This is a genomic window from Mesorhizobium sp. P2_C5_2, from assembly GCF_056404535.1.
In genome coordinates this window covers 308407-326937 of sequence record NZ_JBFUDV010000005.1, presented here as the reverse complement: position 1 = coordinate 326937, position 18531 = coordinate 308407, and the positions used below count along the sequence as shown (strand labels likewise).

Here is an 18531-nt window from a genome sequence, read left to right as displayed (position 1 = left end):
TCAGAACGCCTGTCCGATGCCGGCATAGATGCCAAAACGCGGGTCGCCACGATCGCGGTTGAGCGGCAGGGCGGCGTCGATGCGCAGCGGCCCGAACGGCGTGATGTAGCGCAGCCCGACGCCGGCGCCGACCTTGACGTCGGAAAAGTCCGGCGTCGATTTGGTCGACACGGTGCCGGCATCGACGAACGGCACGATGCCGATTGTGTCGGTCAGCGCAATGCGCATCTCGACCGATGTCTCGAAGAAGGAAAGGCCGCCGATCGGCTGATTGTCGATGTCCTTGGGACCGATGCCCTGATAGGCATAGCCGCGCACCGAGCCGCCGCCGCCGGAATAGAAACGCCGGTCGGCCGGAACATGTTCGAGGCTGGTGCCGACGATCGAACCCAGCGCAACGCGTTCGGCCAGCACGAATTTCGACGCCGTGCCGAGCGATTGATAGGCCGACCCTTCGCCCTTCAGCTTGAGGAAGGCAGCCCCGCTCATGATGTCGTAGCTCGGCTCGGCATAGGCCAGCACCCTGAAGCCGCTGGTCGGATTGAGCCGGTTATCCCGGTTGTCATAGACATATTGCAGCGGGATGCTGGCAATCAGGTATTTGTGCTTGCCGAAGGCGTCGGTGATCCTGGAATAGTCGAGCGCGATTTCAGCCGAAACCGTCTGCTTCTTGTCGATCTCATAGGACAGGCCGGTGCTGCCTTTGATCGAGAAATGGTCGTAGGCGTCGGGATGTTCGAGCACGGTCTTGACGCTGGCGATGAATTTCGAGGCCGGCCCGACCACGCCCGGCTTTTCGAACATGATGCCGGCATTGTAGTTGAGGTCGCTGAGATCGTTGCTGCCGATGCCGCTGATCTTGCCGTCGATGCGTAGCTTTTCGGCCCGGCCGAACAGATTGCGGTGGCCCCAATAGCCTTCGAGGCCGAGCCCCTCGGTGTTGGAGAAGGTGCCGCCGACGCCGAAATAGCGCGGCTTGCGCTCGCTGACCTGGACGCCGATCGGAATGTTGCCGTCGGCATCCAGCTTGTCGGCTTCCTTCAGCGTGACGCTGTTGAACACTTCGAGCCCGAGCAGCCGGTCGCGGGCGTCGTCGATCTCGTCAGGCGAATATTGCCGGCCGCGTTTCAGCCCGGTCATGTACTCTGTGAACTCGCGGTCGACCTTCTCGGTCCCCTCGACGGTGGTATCGCCATAGCCGGCTACCGGTCCGGCGGCCACCGTCAGCGTCACGTCGAGCGTCGAGGTGTTGTGCTCGGCGATGACCTGCCGGTCAGTGATTCGGGCCAGCGGCCGCCCCTCCTGCTTCAGCGCCCGCACGATCAGCGCCTCGGCCTTGAGCACGGCGCCCGAGCCGGCATCGCCGCCGGCAATCAGGCCGAAATCGGCGCTCGCAAGCCCGGCGGCATCGCCCTCCAGCCTGATGTTGCCGAGTGTGAATTTGGGCCCGCTGGCGATGCTGACCACCACCGGGATCGGCTGCGGGCCTGTAAATTCGGCATCGGGCGGCAAATCGTCGAGCGCCTTGCCCTGAATGGTGATGGTGACGACGCCTTCATAGCGGGCATCCGAATAGAGGGCGGCGACCAGCTGCTCGCGGTCGCTGCGCGCCTTGGCCAAAAGGCCGAGCGAACCGGAGACCGGGCGCTCCTCGTCGGATTTCAGCGACGAGGCGTTTTCGAGCTTTTTGAGCAAATCCTTGTCGGCATCGGGCGCCTCGATTGTCACGGCATAGCGCAGCGGGTCGACGATATCGGCGTCCTCGTCGTTCGACGAGCCCCATAGTTTGATGCCGAAAATCTCGAAGGCGGCCGCCGATCCCGATTCGGCAGCGAGCAGGGTCGAGCACGCCAACGCCAAAATCAGCGCGCGCGAAAGCGCACGCCGTGGCGCGGTTCCTTTCGACATCTGCGCTTCACACGCCGGCATTAAGACAACCTAGGTTACAAAACTAAAATTGGAATGAAGTTTTGAAGCGCTCGTAAAGGGGCCACAATCCAATTGTCTGAAATAGGCAGGGCTTGGAATTCACACCTTTTGCGTCGCCGCAAGAAAGCGTGATCCCTTTCCCTGTGGATGAACTGTCGGCATACCGGTCATTTGCCGGTTTGGGAACCGTTGGCGGGCGGAAACCTGCCCGTCCTCGTGTTGACAAGCTTGACTGAAGCTTGAACAAGCCTTGGACGTCAGCAGTGTCTGGAGGGTGTTATGGCAATGCGCGCGGCTCGTGGTCTCTCTATCCTGATCCTTCTCTTTTTCGCCTGGGGAGCTGTCGCGCAAGCGGCCGAAGCGCGCCGGGTGGTGACCTCGAACAATTCCGATTATTTCGGTTTCGATCTGAGATCCGACCAGAATGTCAGCCTCGATCAGTGCAAGACGACATGCCTTGGCGACCCCATGTGCCGCGCCTTCACCTACAACACCAAGGCCAAATGGTGCTTCCTCAAATCCGACTATAACCAGTTGAAAACATTCAACGGCGCGGTTGCGGGCAAGGTCGTCAATGTCGATGGCGACCCCGATATCGGCGCTCCGCCGGAACTCGCCTTTTTCCCCAACTGGATGGCCGACCAGGCCCAACAGTACCGCAACAAGCTGACCGACCCAGCCTATGACAAGCCGACGGACGGGCTGGAAGCGCTCCGCGCCGCCGCCGAACAGGCGGCGCTGACCGGCGACCATGGCCAGGCCATGAACAAATACGAGGCGGCGGTTTCGGTCCTGCCCGACGACGGCCAGCTCTGGCTCGGTCTGGCGCGCGAAACGCTTGCCATACAGCCGGCTAACGGCAGCTCCGAATCCTACAATCTGCCGGTCAAAGGCACCTCCGCCGCCATCAACGCCTACAAACTGCTGCGCACCACCAGGACCCGCGCCGAGGTGCTGGCGCTGCTCGGCAACGGCCTCGACCGCCGCGATCTCTACCGGCCCGCCCTGCAGGCCTATGAAGCGAGCCTCGCGCTGGTCAGTTCGCCGGCGGTCAAGGCCGAATATGAGGACCTCAAGGCTCGCAAGGGCTTCCGCGTCATCGATCACTCGATCGACGCCGACACCAGCGCGCCGCGCATTTGCGCGCAATTCTCCGAGGAATTGGTCAAGACCGGCGTCGACTACGCCCAGTTCGTCACCGTCGACAATCAGCCGCCCAAGGGCGTCGAAGCCAAGGACAAGCAGATCTGCGTCGAAGGCCTCGAACATGGCCAGCACTACGAAGTGACCTTCCGCGCCGGCCTGCCGGCGGCCATCGGCGAAGTCACCGCCGCCCCGGTTGTACTGTCGATCTATGTTCAGGACCGCGCCCAGTCTGCCCGCTTCACCGGCGACAGCTTTGTGCTGCCGGCCGGCGCCCGCCGCGGCATCCCGGTCGTCACCGTCAACATGACCGCCGCGCAGATGAAGCTCTACCGCATCGGCGATCGTTCGCTGGCGCAGCTTCTGTCCGGCTATCAGTTCCTGAAGCAGCTCGACGGCTACGACATCTCGAGCATTTCCGACCAGATGGGCGAGCCGGTCTGGGAGGGTCAGCTCGACATCGCCAACGACCTCAACAAGGACGTCACCACCTCGTTCCCGGTTGACGAGGCCTTGCCACAGCGCAAGCCTGGCGTCTACGTGCTGACCGCGCAGCCGGTGAACACGAATGGTGACGACGACTACAATTCGATCGCCACCCAGTGGTTCGTCGTCTCCGACATTGGCCTGTCGACCTATACCGGCCAGGACGGGCTGAATGTGTTCACCCGCTCGCTCGGTTCAGCCAAGCCGATCGCTGGCGCTGAACTGACGCTGCTGGCCAGGAACAATGAAATCCTCGGCACCTCAACCAGCGACGCCGAAGGCCACGCCGTCTTCAACCCCGGCCTGACGCGCGGCGACGGCGGCATGGTGCCGGCCGTGCTGATGGCCAAGCAGGGCGACAATGATTTCGTCTTTCTCGACATGGGCCGCGCCGGCTTCGATCTTTCCGATCGCGGCGTCTCCGGACGTGCCGCGCCTGGTGCGCTCGATGTCTATGCCTGGACCGAACGCGGCATCTACCGCGCCGGTGAGGACGTGCATGTCGCCGCCCTTGCCCGCGACGGCGCCTCCAAGGCGGTCGAGAACCTGCCGCTGACCTTCATCTTCACCCGCCCCGACGGCGTCGAAAATCGTCGCATCGTCGCCGACGGCGTCTCGGCCGGCGGCTATGCCGTCGACCTGCCGCTCGAAGCCAACGCCATGCGCGGCACCTGGACGGTGTCGATCTACACCGATCCCAAGCAGGCCGCCGTTTCCAGCCAGATGTTCCTGGTCGAAGACTTCGTGCCGGATCGCATCGAGTTCGACATGAAGTCCGACAAGCAGGAGATCGCACAGAGCGAAACCGCCAACATCGACATTGACGGCCGCTTCCTCTACGGCGCACCGGCAGCGGGCCTCGCGCTCGAAGGCGAACTGACGCTGTCGACGGCGCGCGACTGGGACCGTTTCCCCGCCTATTCGTTCGGCCTCGCCGACGAGCAGTCGGCCGAGCCTTCGGTCACCCCGTTCACCGGTCTTCCCGTGGTCGGCGATGACGGCAAGGCGACCTTCCCGGTCACGGTCGACCAGTTGCCATCGACCACCAAACTGGTCGACGCCAAGGTCACGGTCCGCATGCGCGAAACCGGCGGCCGCGCCATCGAGCGCTCGCTCAACATCGGCATCCGCCCGCAGGGCCACATGGTCGGCATCCGTCCGGATTTCGCCGACAACGAGGTGCCGCAGGGCGGCACCGCCAAATTCAGCCTGATCGCGGTCGATCCTGAGGGCAAGCGCGAAACGCTGAAAGGTGCGCAGTGGTCGCTCGTCAAGGTCGAACGCAATTACCAGTGGTACCGCAACAACAACTCCTGGAACTACGAGCCGGTCACCTTTACCAAGTCGATCGCCAACGGCCAGGTCGACCTCAGCGCCGACGCCGAGGCAACCGTGACAATGCCGGTCGACTGGGGCCAGTACCGGCTTGAGATCGAGACCGCCGATCCCGAAGGCCCGGCAACCAGCTATGAGTTCGACGCCGGCTGGTATGTCTCCTCGACCTCCACCGAAACACCCGATGGGCTCGAGATCGCTCTCGACAAGGACAGCTATGCCGCCGGCGAAGTGGCCAAGCTGAAAGTATCGCCGCATTTTGCCGGCGAACTGCTGGTTACCATCGGCGCCGACAAGCTGCTCAAGACCGTCACGGCAACCGTGCCGGCCGGCGGCAGCACGGTCGACATCCCGGTTGGCGACGACTGGGGCGCCGGCGCCTACATCACCGCAACTCTCTTCCGGCCCGGCGATGCGCAGGAAACGCGCATGCCGGCCCGCGCCATCGGCGTGAAATGGCTGACGGTCGACCCGGGCTCGAAGAAGCTCGCCGTCACCCTGACACCGCCGGACAAGACCATGCCGCGCCAGCAGCTGTCGATCCCCGTCTCGGTGGCCGGCGTTGCACCCGGCAGCAATGCCTATATCACGGTCGCTGCCGTCGATGTCGGCATCCTGAACCTCACCAACTACAAGGCGCCGGATCCGGAGGACTGGTACTTCGGCCAGCGCATGCTTGGACTTGAGGTCCGCGACATCTATGGCCGCCTGATCGACGGCTCGCTCGGCACCACCGGCAAGCTCAGGACCGGCGGCGACGGCGCAGCGATGCAGCCGCAAGGCAGTCCGCCAACCGAAAAGCTGGTCGCCTTCTTCTCCGGCCCGGTCCAGCTCGACGCCGACGGCAAGGCAAGGATCGACTTCGACATTCCGCAGTTCAACGGCACCGTGCGCGTCATGGCCGTTGCCTGGACCAAGGATGCCGTCGGCCACGCCTCGACCGATGTAATTGTCCGCGATCCGGTGGTGATCACCGCCGGCCTGCCGCGCTTCCTGGCGCCGGGCGATGCCGCTGTCATGCGGCTCGACATCGCCGATACGGACGGTCCGGAGGGCGACTATGCCCTGTCGATCGACACCACGGGCGATCTCTCCACCGGCGACAAGCCCTTGCCCGAAAAGGTGACTCTCGCCAAGGGCAAGCGCCAGACGCTGACCGTACCGCTGATTGCACAGACGGCCGGCAATGCGTCCCTGACCATCAAGCTCGCCCATGGCGATGGCACCTCCGTGGAACAGACGCTCTATGTGCCGGTGCGCCCGGCGCAGTTGCCGGTCACCACTCGCCTGGTCGTCGACCTCAAAGGCAATGGCGGTTCGCTGCGCGTCGACAAGGAACTGCTCGCGGCAAGTCTGCTCGACGGCGCCTCGGTCAGCGTCGGCGTTTCGCAGGCAGCCGCCTTCGACGTGCCGTCGCTGCTGATGACGCTCGACCGCTACCCCTATGGTTGCGCCGAGCAGACCACCAGCCGCGCCATGCCGCTGCTCTACGTCAATGATCTGGCGTCCGGCATCGGCATGGCAAGCGACCCCGATCTGCACGACCGCGTCCAGGCCGCCATCTACAAGGTGCTGAGCTACCAGGCTTCGGCCGGCAGCTTCGGCCTGTGGGGTCCGGGCTCCGGCGATCTGTGGCTCGATTCCTATGTCACGGACTTCCTGACCCGGGCACGCGAGCAGAACTACGACGTGCCGGCGCTGGCGATGAGCCAGGCGCTGAGCAACCTGCAGAACTCGGTCGGCTACGACCAGGACGTCCAGGACCGCGGCAGCGAGATCGCCTACGCGCTCTACGTTCTGGCCCGCAACAAGAAGGCGTCCGTTGGCGATCTGCGCTACTACGCCGACACCAAGCTCGAAGCCTTCTCGAGCCCCATGGCCGTCGCCCAGCTGGCGGCGAGCCTGGCGCTGTATGGCGACGCACAACGTTCGGAAGCGACCTTCCAGACGGCGCTGCAGCTGGCCAAGTCGACCACCGACTACGACTACTACCGGTCCGACTATGGCTCGCGGCTGCGTGACGGCGCCGCGATCCTGGCGCTCGCCGCCGAATCGAAGCCGGTGCCGACCATCGTGCCGGAGCTGATCAAGCTGGTGGCAAGGGAACGTTCAGATGCCCGCTGGACCAGCACGCAGGACGAGTCCTGGATGCTGCTGGCGGCTCGCGCGCTGAAGTCGGGCAACGACTCGATCAAGCTGTCGGTCAATGGCGCGCCGCATGCCGGTGGTTACTCCACCCAGCTCAGCGGCACCGATATCGCCGACAGCCCGCTGACCATCGCCAACACCGGCACCACGCCGCTGCAGGCGGTCGTCACCACGGTCGCCTCGCCGGTAGAGCCCTTGCCGGCCGGCGGTGACGGCTTCACCATCGATCGCACCTACTACAAGCTCGATGGCACCGAGGCCAATGTCACCGAGGCGACGCAGAACGAACGCTACGTGGTCGTGCTCAAGATCTATGAGCAGAACCGCTGGCCGTCGCGCCTGCTGATCACCGATCTGTTGCCGGCCGGCTTCGAGATCGACAATCCGGGCCTGGTTTCCAGCGCTCAATTGTCGAACTTCACCTGGCTGGCGCAGACCGACGCCGCCCATCTCGAATTCCGTGACGACCGTTTCGTTGCGGCATTCAACCCCAATGACGGCGACGGCGACCGCAACATCATGCTGGCCTATGTCGTGCGTGCGGTGACGCCGGGCACCTATGCTCATCCGGCAGCCACGGTGGAAGACATGTACCGGCCGCAATATTCGGCCCGCACCGCCACCGGCATGATGGAGATCAAGGCGCCGTAAGGCGCCTTGGCGACAATGAACACGCCGACGGCAGTGATAGCCTCCTTCTCCCCGTCACTATACGGGAGAAGGTGCCGGTAGGCGGATGAGGGGCAGCACCATGCTCTCCAGAAAATTTCTCCGTCGAACAGGCATCGCCGCAGCTTCCCTCGCGGGCTTTGCGGCAATCGCTGCTGCTTCTCTCTGGCAGCTCGACCGCGCCTTCCCGCCCCCGCTGCCCGAAAAACTCACGGTGTCCACCGAAGTCCAGGACCGCGACGGCCAGCTGTTGCGCGCCTTCGCCACACCGGACGGCTACTGGCGGCTCGACACAAGGCTCGAGCAGGTCGACAAGCAGTTCGTCGACATGCTGGTCACCTATGAGGACAAGCGCTTCTGGGACCATAACGGCGTCGATGTGCTGGCGCTGGCGCGCGCCGCCGGCCAATTCGCCACCAACGGCCATATCGTTTCCGGCGGCTCGACCCTGTCGATGCAGCTTGCCCGCCTGATCGAGCCGCGCGAAAGCCGCAGTCTCGGCTCGAAAATCAAGCAGATGCTGCGCGCCATCCAGATCGAGCGGCGGTTGTCCAAGCAGGAGATTCTCGAACGCTACCTGACTTTGGCGCCCTATGGCGGCAATCTCGAAGGCGTGCGCGCGGCGTCGCTCGCCTATTTCGGCAAGGAGCCGAAGCGGCTGACCGTCTCGGAAGCTGCCCTGCTGGTGGCACTGCCGCAATTGCCGGAAAAGCGCCGGCCCGACCGCCATCTCGACATTGCCCATGCCGCCCGCGACTGCGTGCTGACCCGCATGGTTTCGTCAGGCCTGCTTGGTGAGCGCGAGGCCGCGCGCGCAGCCCTTGACGATGTCTCGGGCCTGCGCCGCAAACTGCCGGCGCTGGCACCTCACGCCGCCTATGCCATGCTGCCCAAGGCCGTGCCCGGCAAGCCGCTGCAGCTGACCATCCGCAAAAGCGTCCAGCAAGGGCTGGAACAGGTGGCACGCGATGCCGCCACCAAGCTCGGCCCACGCCTCTCCGTCGCCATGGTGATGGCCGATGCCCGCACCGGCGACATTCTCGGCGAAGTCGGCTCGGCCGATTTCTTCGATGCCAGCCGCTCCGGTTGGATCGACATGACCAAGATCGTGCGCTCACCCGGTTCGACGCTGAAGCCGTTTATCTATGGCCTCGCCTTCGAGCAGGGGCTGGTGGCGCAGGAAATGTTGATCGAGGACAGCCCGGTCGATTTCGGCGGCTACCGGCCGAAGAATTTCGACATGGGCTATCAGGGCGATGTCTCGATCAGGCAAGCGCTGCAGCTGTCGCTCAACGTGCCGGCGATCCGTGTGCTTGATTCTGTCGGCCCGGCACGGCTGATGGCGCGCTTCCGCCAGGCGGGCGTCAGCCCGGTGCTGCCGGTCAACGAAGCGCCGGGCCTCGCCATCGGCCTCGGCGGCGTTGGTGTCACGCTGCGCGACCTGGTCCAGCTCTATACCGGCCTCGCCAATGGCGGCAAGGCGAACACGCTGCATGACGGCACCGAGCCGGATAGTGCTGAGCGCACCACCGCCACCATCCTCGACGCCCAGGCGAACTGGCAGATCACCGACATATTGTCGGGCGTAAAACCGCCCGAAGGCGCCTTGCAGCGCGGCATCGCCTACAAGACCGGGACGTCCTACGGCTATCGCGATGCCTGGTCGGTCGGCTTCGATGGCCGCTACGTGCTGGGCGTCTGGGTCGGCCGTGCCGATGCCGGCGCCGTGCCTGGTCTGTCCGGCTATGTCTCGGCGGCCCCCATCCTGTTCGAAGGCTTCGTCCGCTCGGGCCTCGCCGCGGTGCCACTCCCCAGCCAGCCGGCCGGCGTCGTCAAAGCCAAACGCGAGGACCTGCCGGTGACACTGGCGCGCTTCGGCGCCGGCGCTGACGGCCTGGTGCAGGCAGGCCCGACCGAGCCGGCGCCGACGATCATCTTCCCGCCCAACGGTGCCCGCGTCGATCTCGCCACCAATTCCGCCGAGGCCTCGCCGCTGGTGCTGAAGCTACAAGGCGGCCGCGCGCCATTCCGCTGGCTCGCCAACGGCAAGCCACTCGTCGGCGTCGACCGCCGCCGCACCGCCACGTGGTTGCCCGACGGCGCCGGCTATTCGACGCTCACCGTCATTGACGCCGTGGGCCGCGCTGCCAGCGTGAAGGTGTTCGTTGAATAGATGGGGCCAAGCGATTCACGAAAATAGCTTTCCAGCGCTCGGCCACTAGCGAGATAGTCCTCTCAATGTTCGCTCCGAGGCACCCCCCTCTGGCCTGCCGGCCATCTCCCCCGCAAGGAGGGAGATCGGCAGCTTCGGCGCAGCGTGCATTCAGCAACGCTGGAAATTGGCGAAACCCAAAGCGACATCTGATCTCCCCCCTTGCGGGGGAGATGGCCGGCAGGCCAGAGGGGGGTGTGCCGAAGCGCTTTCTGCGCAAGATAGCCGCGGTCATTGCGCCCGTAGCAGCCTTATTGGCAACCTCCTTCCCCGCCTCCGCCGACCCCCTGCCCGCCGGCTTTGTCCGCCTGGCCGATGTCGATCCCTCGATCCGCCAGGACATCCGCTATTCCGGCCTGGAAAACTTCCTGCATCGCAAGGCCAACGGCTACGACGCCCCAGTCTGCATCCTCACCAGGCAGGCGGCGCAAGCGCTGTCCGGTGTGCAGAAAGCGCTCGCCGCCGACGGCCTGACGTTGGTTGTCTTCGACTGCTACCGCCCGGCCCGCTCCGTCACCGACATGGGCAAATGGACCAGAGAGGGCGGGCCGCCCGACCCGCAATGGTATCCCTTGGTCAGGCGCGGCGACCTCATCGCCAAGGGCTATATCGGCGAACTCTCCACCCATTCACGCGGCTCGACCGTCGATGTCGCGATCGCTCGCAGCGACGGCAAGAACAATTCATCCGCCGCCTGCGGCGCGGCCGACGCCGGCACGCTCGATTTCGGCACCAGCTTCGACTGTTTCGACCCGGCGAGTGAAACTGCCCACCGCCCATTGGCGATAGAGGCGGCGGCAAACCGCAAGAAACTGCTCGATGTCATGCGCGCCGGCGGCTTCAAGAATTATGCGCGCGAGTGGTGGCACTACACGCTTCGGGATGAGCCGTTTCCAAAGCAGCGCTTCGACTTTCCCATCACTGCGGACTGAACCCCCGGCGAGGGCGGTCCTCTCCCGCCGCAGCCTTGCCTCCGCACTGTCCGCTTCTAGATAGCGTCAAACCGGCCCGGATTCGGCTTAGGCTAATATGAGGAAAATGTTTCCTCTCAGCGCGCAATAACAGCGAAAAATTGCTTCAAGGGGGCAAAAAAGGCAACGTTGAATGCATCTAATTTCTATCAATTCGATAGAGTTCAGCCGTCATCAACGGAGGCGGAAATGACCAAACCTCATTTCAGGAAACTGCTCGGCGCACTGGTCGCCACATCGATCCAGTTCGGCACGCTCGGTTTCGCGTTTGCCGATACCACCATTCTCAACGTGTCCTACGATCCGACACGCGAACTCTACAAGGCCTATGACGAGGCTTTCGCCGCCCACTGGAAGGCCGAGACCGGCGAGACGGTCACCATCCAGCAATCGCATGGCGGATCGGGCGCCCAGGCCCGCGCCGTGATCGACGGCCTCGATGCCGATGTGGTGACGCTGGCGCTCGAAGGCGACATCAACGCCATCGTCACCAAGTCGAAGAAGATCAATCCGGATTGGCGCAAAAAGTTCGAGAACAATTCCGCACCTTACACCTCGACCATTATCTTCCTGGTCCGCAAGGGCAACCCGAAGGGCATCCATGACTGGAGCGATCTGGTCAAGGACGGCGTCCAGGTGATCACGCCGAACCCGAAGACGTCGGGCGGTGCGCGTTGGAACTACCTCGCCGCCTGGGCCTACGCCAACGCCAACGATGGCGGCGACGAAGCCAAGAACAAGGAATTCGTCGGCAAGCTCTACGCCAATGCTCCGGTGCTCGACACCGGCGCGCGCGGCTCGACCGTCACCTTCGCGCAAAAGGGCATCGGCGATGTGCTGATCGGCTGGGAAAACGATGCCTATCTAGCACTCAATGAATTCGGCGCCGACAATTTCGAGATCGTCTACCCGCCGACCTCGATCCTGGCCGAGCCGCCGGTGGCGATCGTCGATGCCAATGTCGATGCCAAGGGCACCCGCAAGGTCGCCGAAGCCTATCTCGGCTGGCTCTATTCCAAGGAAGCCCAGACGATCATCGCCAAGAACCACTATCGTCCGGCCAAGCCCGAGCTGGTGGATCCTGCGGATATTCCGAAGACGCCCGAAATCAAGCTGATCTCCATCGACGATCCGCTTTTTGGCGGCTGGAAGAAGGCACAGCCTTATCATTTCGGTGACGGTGGTATATTCGACCAGATCTACAAGCCGGCCCAGTGAGCTAAAATCTAGATCAGGACGACATGACCATAGCACCCGCCAAGGCGGGGTGGCGGTTCAGACAGCCGAGTGTCATTCCGGGTTTCGGATTGACGCTCGGCTTCTCGCTTGCCTACCTCACGCTCATCATCCTCATCCCCTTGTCGGGCCTCGTTTGGCGTTCGGCAGCGCTCGGCTGGACCGATTTCTGGGCGATCGCCACCGATCGCCGGACCATCAACGCGCTTGAGATCAGCTTCGGCGCCGCCTTCCTCGCCGCGGCCGTCAATGTCGTCTTCGGCACGCTCGTCGCTTGGGTGCTGGTGCGCTACCGCTTCCCCGGCCGCCGCATAGTCGATGCCATGGTCGACCTGCCCTTCGCGCTGCCGACAGCGGTCGCCGGCATTGCGCTGACCACGCTCTACGCACCCAATGGCTGGATCGGCCATCTCCTGGCGCCACTCGGCATCAAGGTCGCCTATACGCCACTCGGCATCGTGGTGGCATTGGTCTTCATCGGCCTGCCCTTCGTCGTCCGTACGGTGCAGCCGATCATGGAGGAGATCGACAAGGAAGTGGAGGAGGCAGCCGCCACGCTCGGCGCCAACCGCTTCCAGATCATCACGCGAATCCTGTTTCCGGGCCTGGCGCCGGCCATCATCACCGGCTTCTCGCTCGCCTTCGCGCGCGGCGTCGGCGAGTATGGTTCGGTCATCTTCATCGCCGGCAACCTGCCTTACAAATCGGAGATCGCACCGCTTTTGATCGTCATCCGGCTGGAGGAGTACAACTATCCGGCGGCGACCGCGATTGCGGCGATCATGCTTTTGCTTTCATTCTCGATGCTGCTGATCATCAACCTGGCGCAGTCGTGGAGCCGCAAGCGCTATGGCTGACCCCGAGATCAAATCCTACGAGCCGCATCACGAGAGCCGGTCGGCGGCGGTGACCGAAAGCCGGCCGGTGCGGTTGCTGCTGATGGCGGTGGCCTTCGCCTTCCTCGTCATCTTCCTGCTGCTGCCGCTGATCATCGTCTTTCACGAGGCGCTGGCCAAAGGCGTCGGTGCCTACACGGAGTCATTGTCCAACCCCGATACGCGCTCGGCGATCCGGCTGACGCTGCTGGTGGCGGCGATCGCCGTGCCGCTCAACGTCGTCTTCGGCATCTCCGCCGCCTGGGCGATCGCCAAATTCGAATTCAAGGGCAAGGCGTTTCTGACCACGCTGATCGACCTGCCTTTCTCGGTCTCGCCGGTCATATCAGGCCTTGTCTATGTCCTGCTGTTCGGCGCGCAGGGGCTGCTTGGCGGCTGGCTGAAGGAGCACGGCATCCAGATCTTGTTCGCTGTGCCCGGCATCGTGCTGGCCACCGTCTTCGTCACCTTCCCCTTCGTTGCCCGCGAACTGATCCCGCTGATGCAGGAACAGGGCAATGGCGACGAGGAGGCAGCGCTCTCGCTCGGCGCCAATGGCTGGCAGACCTTCTGGTATGTGACGCTGCCCAACGTCAAATGGGGATTGCTCTACGGCGTGCTTCTGTGCAACGCCCGCTCGATGGGCGAGTTCGGCGCGGTTTCGGTTGTGTCCGGCCACATACGTGGACTGACCAACACCATGCCGCTGCATGTCGAAATCCTCTACAACGAGTACAACGCCGTTGGCGCTTTTGCCGTCGCTTCGCTGCTTGCCGGCCTGGCTTTGGTGACGCTGGTCTTGAAAACACTTCTCGAGATGCGCTACGGCGCCGAGATCGCCGCGACGCGCGGACACTGACTAATGCATGTCGCCCAAAAGTGGGACCGGTTTTGGGATGACGACATGCATCAAATTATTGAGGGATTTGCATGGAAGTTCGCGTTGCCAACGTACGCAAGGAGTTTGACCGGTTCCCGGCCCTCCATGACGTATCGCTTGACATCAAGTCGGGTGAGCTGATCGCGCTGCTGGGGCCGTCCGGTTCCGGCAAGACGACGCTGCTCAGGCTGATCGCCGGGCTGGAGCGGCCGACGCGCGGAAAGATTTTCTTCGGCGACGAGGATGCCTCGCAGAGGTCGATCCAGGAGCGCAACGTCGGGTTCGTCTTCCAGCACTATGCGCTGTTCCGGCACATGACCGTCGCCGACAATATCGGTTTCGGCCTCAAGGTACGGCACGGACCGTCGCGGCCGCCGGCGGCCGAAATCCGCCGCCGCGCCTCTGAATTGCTCGACCTCGTTCAGCTTTCCGGCTTGGAAAAGCGCTACCCGGCGCAGCTTTCGGGCGGCCAGCGCCAACGCGTGGCGCTGGCGCGCGCCATGGCGATCGAGCCCAAGGTGCTTCTGCTCGACGAGCCGTTCGGCGCGCTCGATGCGCAGGTGCGCCGCGAGTTGCGCCGCTGGCTGCGCGAGATCCACGACCGTACCGGCCACACCACCGTCTTCGTCACCCACGACCAGGAAGAGGCGCTGGAGCTTGCCGACCGCGTCGTGGTGATGAGCCAGGGCCGCATCGAGCAGGTCGGCTCCGCCGACGAGATCTACGACACGCCGAACTCGCCCTTCGTCTACTCCTTCATCGGTGAATCGAGCACGCTTCCGGTCAAGGTCGAGGACGGCCAGGTCTGGATCGCCGACCGGCCGATCGGGCTGTCGGCGCCGCATGCGCCGAGTGGCGAGGCCGTTCTCTACTTCCGCCCGCACGATGTCGAACTGCTCGACGGCTGCAGCGGCTGCATTGCCGGCACGGTCGCCGCCAGCCGCCGCGTCGCCGGCACCAGGCGCGTCGAACTGGAAATCGGCGGTGAGCGCCAGCGCGTCGAGATCGAACTGCCCGTCGACCATCCGGCGGCGCAGAAGAGCCGGGTTGCGTTCAGGCCGCGGCGCTGGAAGCTCTTCCCGGCGGCATAGACGTCATCCGTCAACAGGCCGAAGCGAATCCGTTTGGAAGGAAATCCTACCAACCGGCTGTTTCGGCAATGCTTTTTCTCACCACTGGATGACAGGCCGCGTCCGCATGTCTGGTCGCGCTGGACATGGTCCTATTATGTTCGCGCATTATATCGGTGCATTCGAACCGGCATCTCAAGGAGCCCTTTTCATGAAGCGATTTTTCGTCAGCGTCGCCACCGCCGCCGGCCTGTTTCTCGTCTCCTCGCAGGCCTGGTCGGCCGACAAATTGCTCAACGCTTCCTACGATGTCGGCCGCGAATTGTTCGTCCAGGTGAACAAGGCTTTCATCGCAGGCCACCCGGGTGTGAGCATCGACCAGTCGCATGCCGGCACTTCAGCCCAGGCGCGCGCCATTGCCGAAGGCCTTGGCGCAGACGTCGTCACCTTCAACCAGGTCACCGACATCGACTTCCTGGTCAAAAAGGGCCTCGTCTCCGCCGACTGGCAGAAGGATTTCCCCGACAACGCCTCGCCCTTCTATTCACTCCCTTCGTTTCTCGTCCGCGCGGGCAACCCCAAGCATATCAAGGACTGGAACGACCTCGTGCGCGACGACGTCCAGGTGATCTTCCCCAATCCGAAAACCTCCGGCAATGCGCGCTACACCTATCTGGCTGCGACCGCCTACGCCAAGGAGGCCTTCAAGGGCGACGACGCCAAGGTGAAGGAGTTCGTCACCAAGCTGTTCAACAACGTGCCGATCTTCGACACCGGCGGCCGCGCCGCCACCACCACCTTCGTCCAGCGCGAGATCGGCGACGTGCTGATCACCTTCGAGTCCGAGACGCGCGGCATCCGCAAGGAGTATGGCGACGACAAGTTCGAACAGGTCACCCCGACCGTCAGCCTGCTCGCCGAATTCCCGGTGGCGATTGTCGACAAGGTCGCCGACGAGCATGGCAGCCGTGACCTCGCCAAGAGCTATCTCGACTTCCTCTACACGCCGGAGGGTCAGACCATCGCCGCTGAAAATGGCCTGCGGGCCCGCGATGCGGCTGTGGCCGCGAAATACAAGGCAGATTTCCCCGATGTCCGCCTGCTGACGGTGGAAGACGTCTTCGGCGGCTGGGACAAGGTGCAGAAGGAGCACTTCGCCGCCGGCGGCCTGCTCGACCAGACCTATGGCAGCCGCTGATCAGCAGCATCCGAGCTGAAAACTGAACAGGAAAGCCGGCTCTTTGCCGGCTTTTTCCTTTTGCCGCCGACAAAGGGCTTCCCCGCATAAACCTGCGCCATAGGTGAAAAACGTTACAAAGAATCAACGCGTTTGTGCCTAACGTGCCCTCGGACGGCTTGTTTTGCGCGAAACCGGGTTGAGCAGACGAAACGTCATGATTTGCACACAAACAACCGCCAGATGCGGGCGGTTGGGGTTTTCATGAACTGAATCGGGCATGCTTACCAAAAAAGGCAAATACGGCCTCAAGGCCCTCGTGCATCTCTCCGGCCTGCCGGTCGGCCAGCTTGCATTCGTCAACGACATCGCTGTCGCCAACAATATCCCGAAGAAATTCCTGGATGCCATTCTGGGCGAGTTGCGCAATGCCGGTTTCGTCCAGAGCCGCAAGGGCAAGGAAGGCGGCTATCGCCTCGCCCGGCCCGCTTCCGAGATCAAGATCGGCCATGTTGTGCGCGTCCTTGACGGGCCGCTGGCGCCGATCCCTTGTGCCAGCCGTACGCAATACCAGCGCTGCGAGGATTGTGACGAGGCGACCTGCCAGGTCCGGCACATGATGCTGGAGGTGCGCCAGGCCATCGCCGAGGTGCTGGACAATCGCAGCCTCGCCGCCATGCGCGATGCCGACAATGATGATTTTCCGGTCGAACTGACGTCGCAGATATAAATCCTGCGGTCAGACTTCCTCAGACCAGGCCGAGCCTGCCGGCAAGGCCAACGCGTTGGATCTTGCCGGTCGGACCTTTGGGTATCTCCTGCAGAAACAGGATGTGACGCGGTACCTTGAACTCGACGATGCGGCTGCGCGCGAAATCGCGGATCTGTTCGGCATCGGCGGTGGCGCCCTCGGCCAGCACGATGGCGGCCCCCACCTCCTCGCCGAGCATTGCGTGCGGCACGGCGAAGGTCACCGCCTGCGCCACCAGCGGATGGTCGAGCAGCACATTGTCGACCTCGAGTGGCGAGATCTTCTCGCCACCGCGATTGATGATCTCTTTCAGCCGCCCAGTGATCTTCAGGTCGCCATCCTCGTCGATCAGGCCCTGGTCACCGGTGCGGAACCAGCCGTCGGTAAAGGCCGTGGCATTGGCCACCGGATTGTTGAGATAGCCGTCATGGATGTTGGCGCCGCGCACCGCGATCTCGCCCTTTTCGCCCGCCGGCAGGATCGTCCCCTTGTCGTCCAGGATCGTCACCTCCGGACCGGCAGGCAGGCCAACCACGCCCGGCTTGCGGCGCGCAGGCGGCAGGCCGTTCGACGTCATCTGGTGCGCTGCCTCGGTCATGCCATAGGCCTCGACCACCGGACAGCCGAAGACGCGCTCGAGATCGCGGAACACGGTATCGGGAAGCGCCGCCGATGACGAGCGGATAAAGCGCAGCTGTGCCGTCGCAATCGTGTCGTCATTGCGCGCCGCGCGCGCCAGGATCGCCTGATGCATGGTCGGCACAGCGCTGTACCAACTCGGACGGAAGTCGGCGAGCCAGCCGTAGAATTTGAGCGGGTTGAAGCCTGGCGTGCAGACAACAGTGCCACCGACTGCCAGCTGTCCGCTGAGCGCCGCCATCAGCCCGTGAATGTGGAACAGCGGCATCACATTGAGACAGATGTCGTTTCCCGACAGCGCCAGCGTGTGGGCGATGTTGGCCATCGATGCCTGCAGGTTGCGCTGCCGCAAGCCGACGATCTTCGGCCGCGCCGTGGTTCCCGATGTGTGCAGGACAAGCGCGAAATCGTCCGGCCCGTTGAGCTGCGCGTCGCCAGGAGCCGCCAGTTCGGCGTCGCCCGACAGGACAAATTCGCCGGCCTTGGCGCCCTCGGTTGCGACGACGTCGAGCACCGCAATGCCAAGCGCCTTTGCGGCGTTGCGCGCGGCATCGCCCATGCCTTGTCCGCACAGCAGAAGCTTCACGTCGAGATCGCCGAGATAGAAGCGGAATTCGTCTTCGCCGTAAGCCGGATTGAGCGGCGCCGCCGTCGCCAGCGCCGAGACCGCCAGGAAACAGCTCGCCATTTCCGGACCGTTGGGCAGGACGATGCCGACGGCCGTGCCGCGGCGAACGCCACGCTGAGTGAGATCGCCGCAGAGTTGGTCGACAAGATTGGCGAGGCCGGCAAAGCTGAGCGGAGCCCGGTCCGGCGCCATCAGCGCCGCCGCAGCCGGCTGCCAAGGCGCCAGTTGGGGAAGAGCTACCGATAGAGCCTGTTTCAAGTTCGAACCTTGAATGGCGATCACCATGCCCAGCCGGCGCCGATTGCGCGCCCGTGGCAGACGCAGTAAAGCGATTTTCGGACGTGCGCAAGAACAGGTGGACACCGATCGGATGAGGCTGCCG

11 protein-coding genes are annotated in these 18531 nt (G+C 63.9%); 9 read left to right on the top strand and 2 right to left on the bottom strand.

From position 1 onward, the window contains the following. Entirely contained in the window at positions 1 to 1929 is a 1929-nt protein-coding gene (locus AC1D1B_RS20065; protein WP_477334179.1) for an autotransporter assembly complex protein TamA, read from the bottom strand. 279 nt (positions 1930 to 2208) lie between these two features. On the opposite strand from AC1D1B_RS20065, the gene AC1D1B_RS20060 reads away from it, so the two are divergent. The 9 genes from AC1D1B_RS20060 to AC1D1B_RS20020 all read left to right on the top strand — a co-directional run bounded on the left by AC1D1B_RS20060 (position 2209) and on the right by AC1D1B_RS20020 (position 16861). Beyond that, positions 2209 to 7692: an alpha-2-macroglobulin family protein gene (locus AC1D1B_RS20060; RefSeq protein ID WP_477334178.1), complete on the top strand. Its 5484-nt coding sequence runs from the start codon at positions 2209 to 2211 to the stop codon at positions 7690 to 7692. Between the two features lie 100 nt (positions 7693 to 7792). Further along, entirely contained in the window at positions 7793 to 9883 is a 2091-nt protein-coding gene (pbpC, locus tag AC1D1B_RS20055; protein WP_477334177.1) for a penicillin-binding protein 1C, read from the top strand. Between the two features lie 251 nt (positions 9884 to 10134). Next, the gene (locus AC1D1B_RS20050) at positions 10135 to 10854 is read left to right on the top strand and encodes a M15 family metallopeptidase (RefSeq protein WP_477334853.1); all 720 of its coding nucleotides are present in this window, start codon (positions 10135 to 10137) and stop codon (positions 10852 to 10854) included. 228 nt (positions 10855 to 11082) lie between these two features. After that, positions 11083 to 12111, top strand: coding sequence for a sulfate ABC transporter substrate-binding protein (locus tag AC1D1B_RS20045; RefSeq protein ID WP_477231602.1), 1029 nt, complete (start codon positions 11083 to 11085; stop codon positions 12109 to 12111). A gap of 23 nt (positions 12112 to 12134) precedes the next feature. Continuing rightward, complete coding sequence (gene cysT / locus AC1D1B_RS20040; RefSeq protein ID WP_477334176.1) at positions 12135 to 12986, top strand: sulfate ABC transporter permease subunit CysT; 852 nt, start codon at positions 12135 to 12137, stop codon at positions 12984 to 12986. Further along, the gene (gene cysW / locus AC1D1B_RS20035) at positions 12979 to 13863 is read left to right on the top strand and encodes a sulfate ABC transporter permease subunit CysW (RefSeq protein WP_477334175.1); all 885 of its coding nucleotides are present in this window, start codon (positions 12979 to 12981) and stop codon (positions 13861 to 13863) included. The genes cysT and cysW overlap by 8 nt, the downstream gene beginning before the upstream one ends. 71 nt (positions 13864 to 13934) lie before the next feature. Then, positions 13935 to 14975, top strand: a complete 1041-nt coding sequence (locus tag AC1D1B_RS20030; protein ID WP_477301046.1) for a sulfate/molybdate ABC transporter ATP-binding protein — start codon at positions 13935 to 13937, stop codon at positions 14973 to 14975. A gap of 190 nt (positions 14976 to 15165) precedes the next feature. Continuing rightward, complete coding sequence (locus AC1D1B_RS20025; RefSeq protein ID WP_477334174.1) at positions 15166 to 16152, top strand: sulfate ABC transporter substrate-binding protein; 987 nt, start codon at positions 15166 to 15168, stop codon at positions 16150 to 16152. A 259-nt stretch (positions 16153 to 16411) separates the two neighbouring features. Beyond that, positions 16412 to 16861, top strand: a complete 450-nt coding sequence (locus AC1D1B_RS20020; RefSeq protein ID WP_006202816.1) for an RrF2 family transcriptional regulator — start codon at positions 16412 to 16414, stop codon at positions 16859 to 16861. 19 nt (positions 16862 to 16880) lie between these two features. Here the strand turns inward: AC1D1B_RS20020 and AC1D1B_RS20015 are convergent, their stop codons facing one another. Continuing rightward, the gene (locus AC1D1B_RS20015; protein WP_477334173.1) at positions 16881 to 18434 is read right to left on the bottom strand and encodes an acyl--CoA ligase; all 1554 of its coding nucleotides are present in this window, start codon (positions 18432 to 18434) and stop codon (positions 16881 to 16883) included. Between the last annotated feature and the right edge of the window lie 97 nt (positions 18435 to 18531).

Bases quoted from the DNA above. Each gene is read 5' to 3' on its own strand.
- cysT (WP_477334176.1), top strand. From the start codon at position 12,135: ATGACCATAGCACCCGCCAAGGCGGGGTGGCGGTTCAGACAGCCGAGT.
- AC1D1B_RS20065 (WP_477334179.1), bottom strand. From the start codon at position 1,929: ATGCCGGCGTGTGAAGCGCAGATGTCGAAAGGAACCGCGCCACGGCGT.
- pbpC (WP_477334177.1), top strand. From the start codon at position 7,793: ATGCTCTCCAGAAAATTTCTCCGTCGAACAGGCATCGCCGCAGCTTCC.
- AC1D1B_RS20060 (WP_477334178.1), top strand. From the start codon at position 2,209: ATGGCAATGCGCGCGGCTCGTGGTCTCTCTATCCTGATCCTTCTCTTT.
- AC1D1B_RS20030 (WP_477301046.1), top strand. From the start codon at position 13,935: ATGGAAGTTCGCGTTGCCAACGTACGCAAGGAGTTTGACCGGTTCCCG.
- AC1D1B_RS20020 (WP_006202816.1), top strand. From the start codon at position 16,412: ATGCTTACCAAAAAAGGCAAATACGGCCTCAAGGCCCTCGTGCATCTC.
- AC1D1B_RS20015 (WP_477334173.1), bottom strand. From the start codon at position 18,434: ATGGTGATCGCCATTCAAGGTTCGAACTTGAAACAGGCTCTATCGGTA.
- cysW (WP_477334175.1), top strand. From the start codon at position 12,979: ATGGCTGACCCCGAGATCAAATCCTACGAGCCGCATCACGAGAGCCGG.
- AC1D1B_RS20045 (WP_477231602.1), top strand. From the start codon at position 11,083: ATGACCAAACCTCATTTCAGGAAACTGCTCGGCGCACTGGTCGCCACA.
- AC1D1B_RS20025 (WP_477334174.1), top strand. From the start codon at position 15,166: ATGAAGCGATTTTTCGTCAGCGTCGCCACCGCCGCCGGCCTGTTTCTC.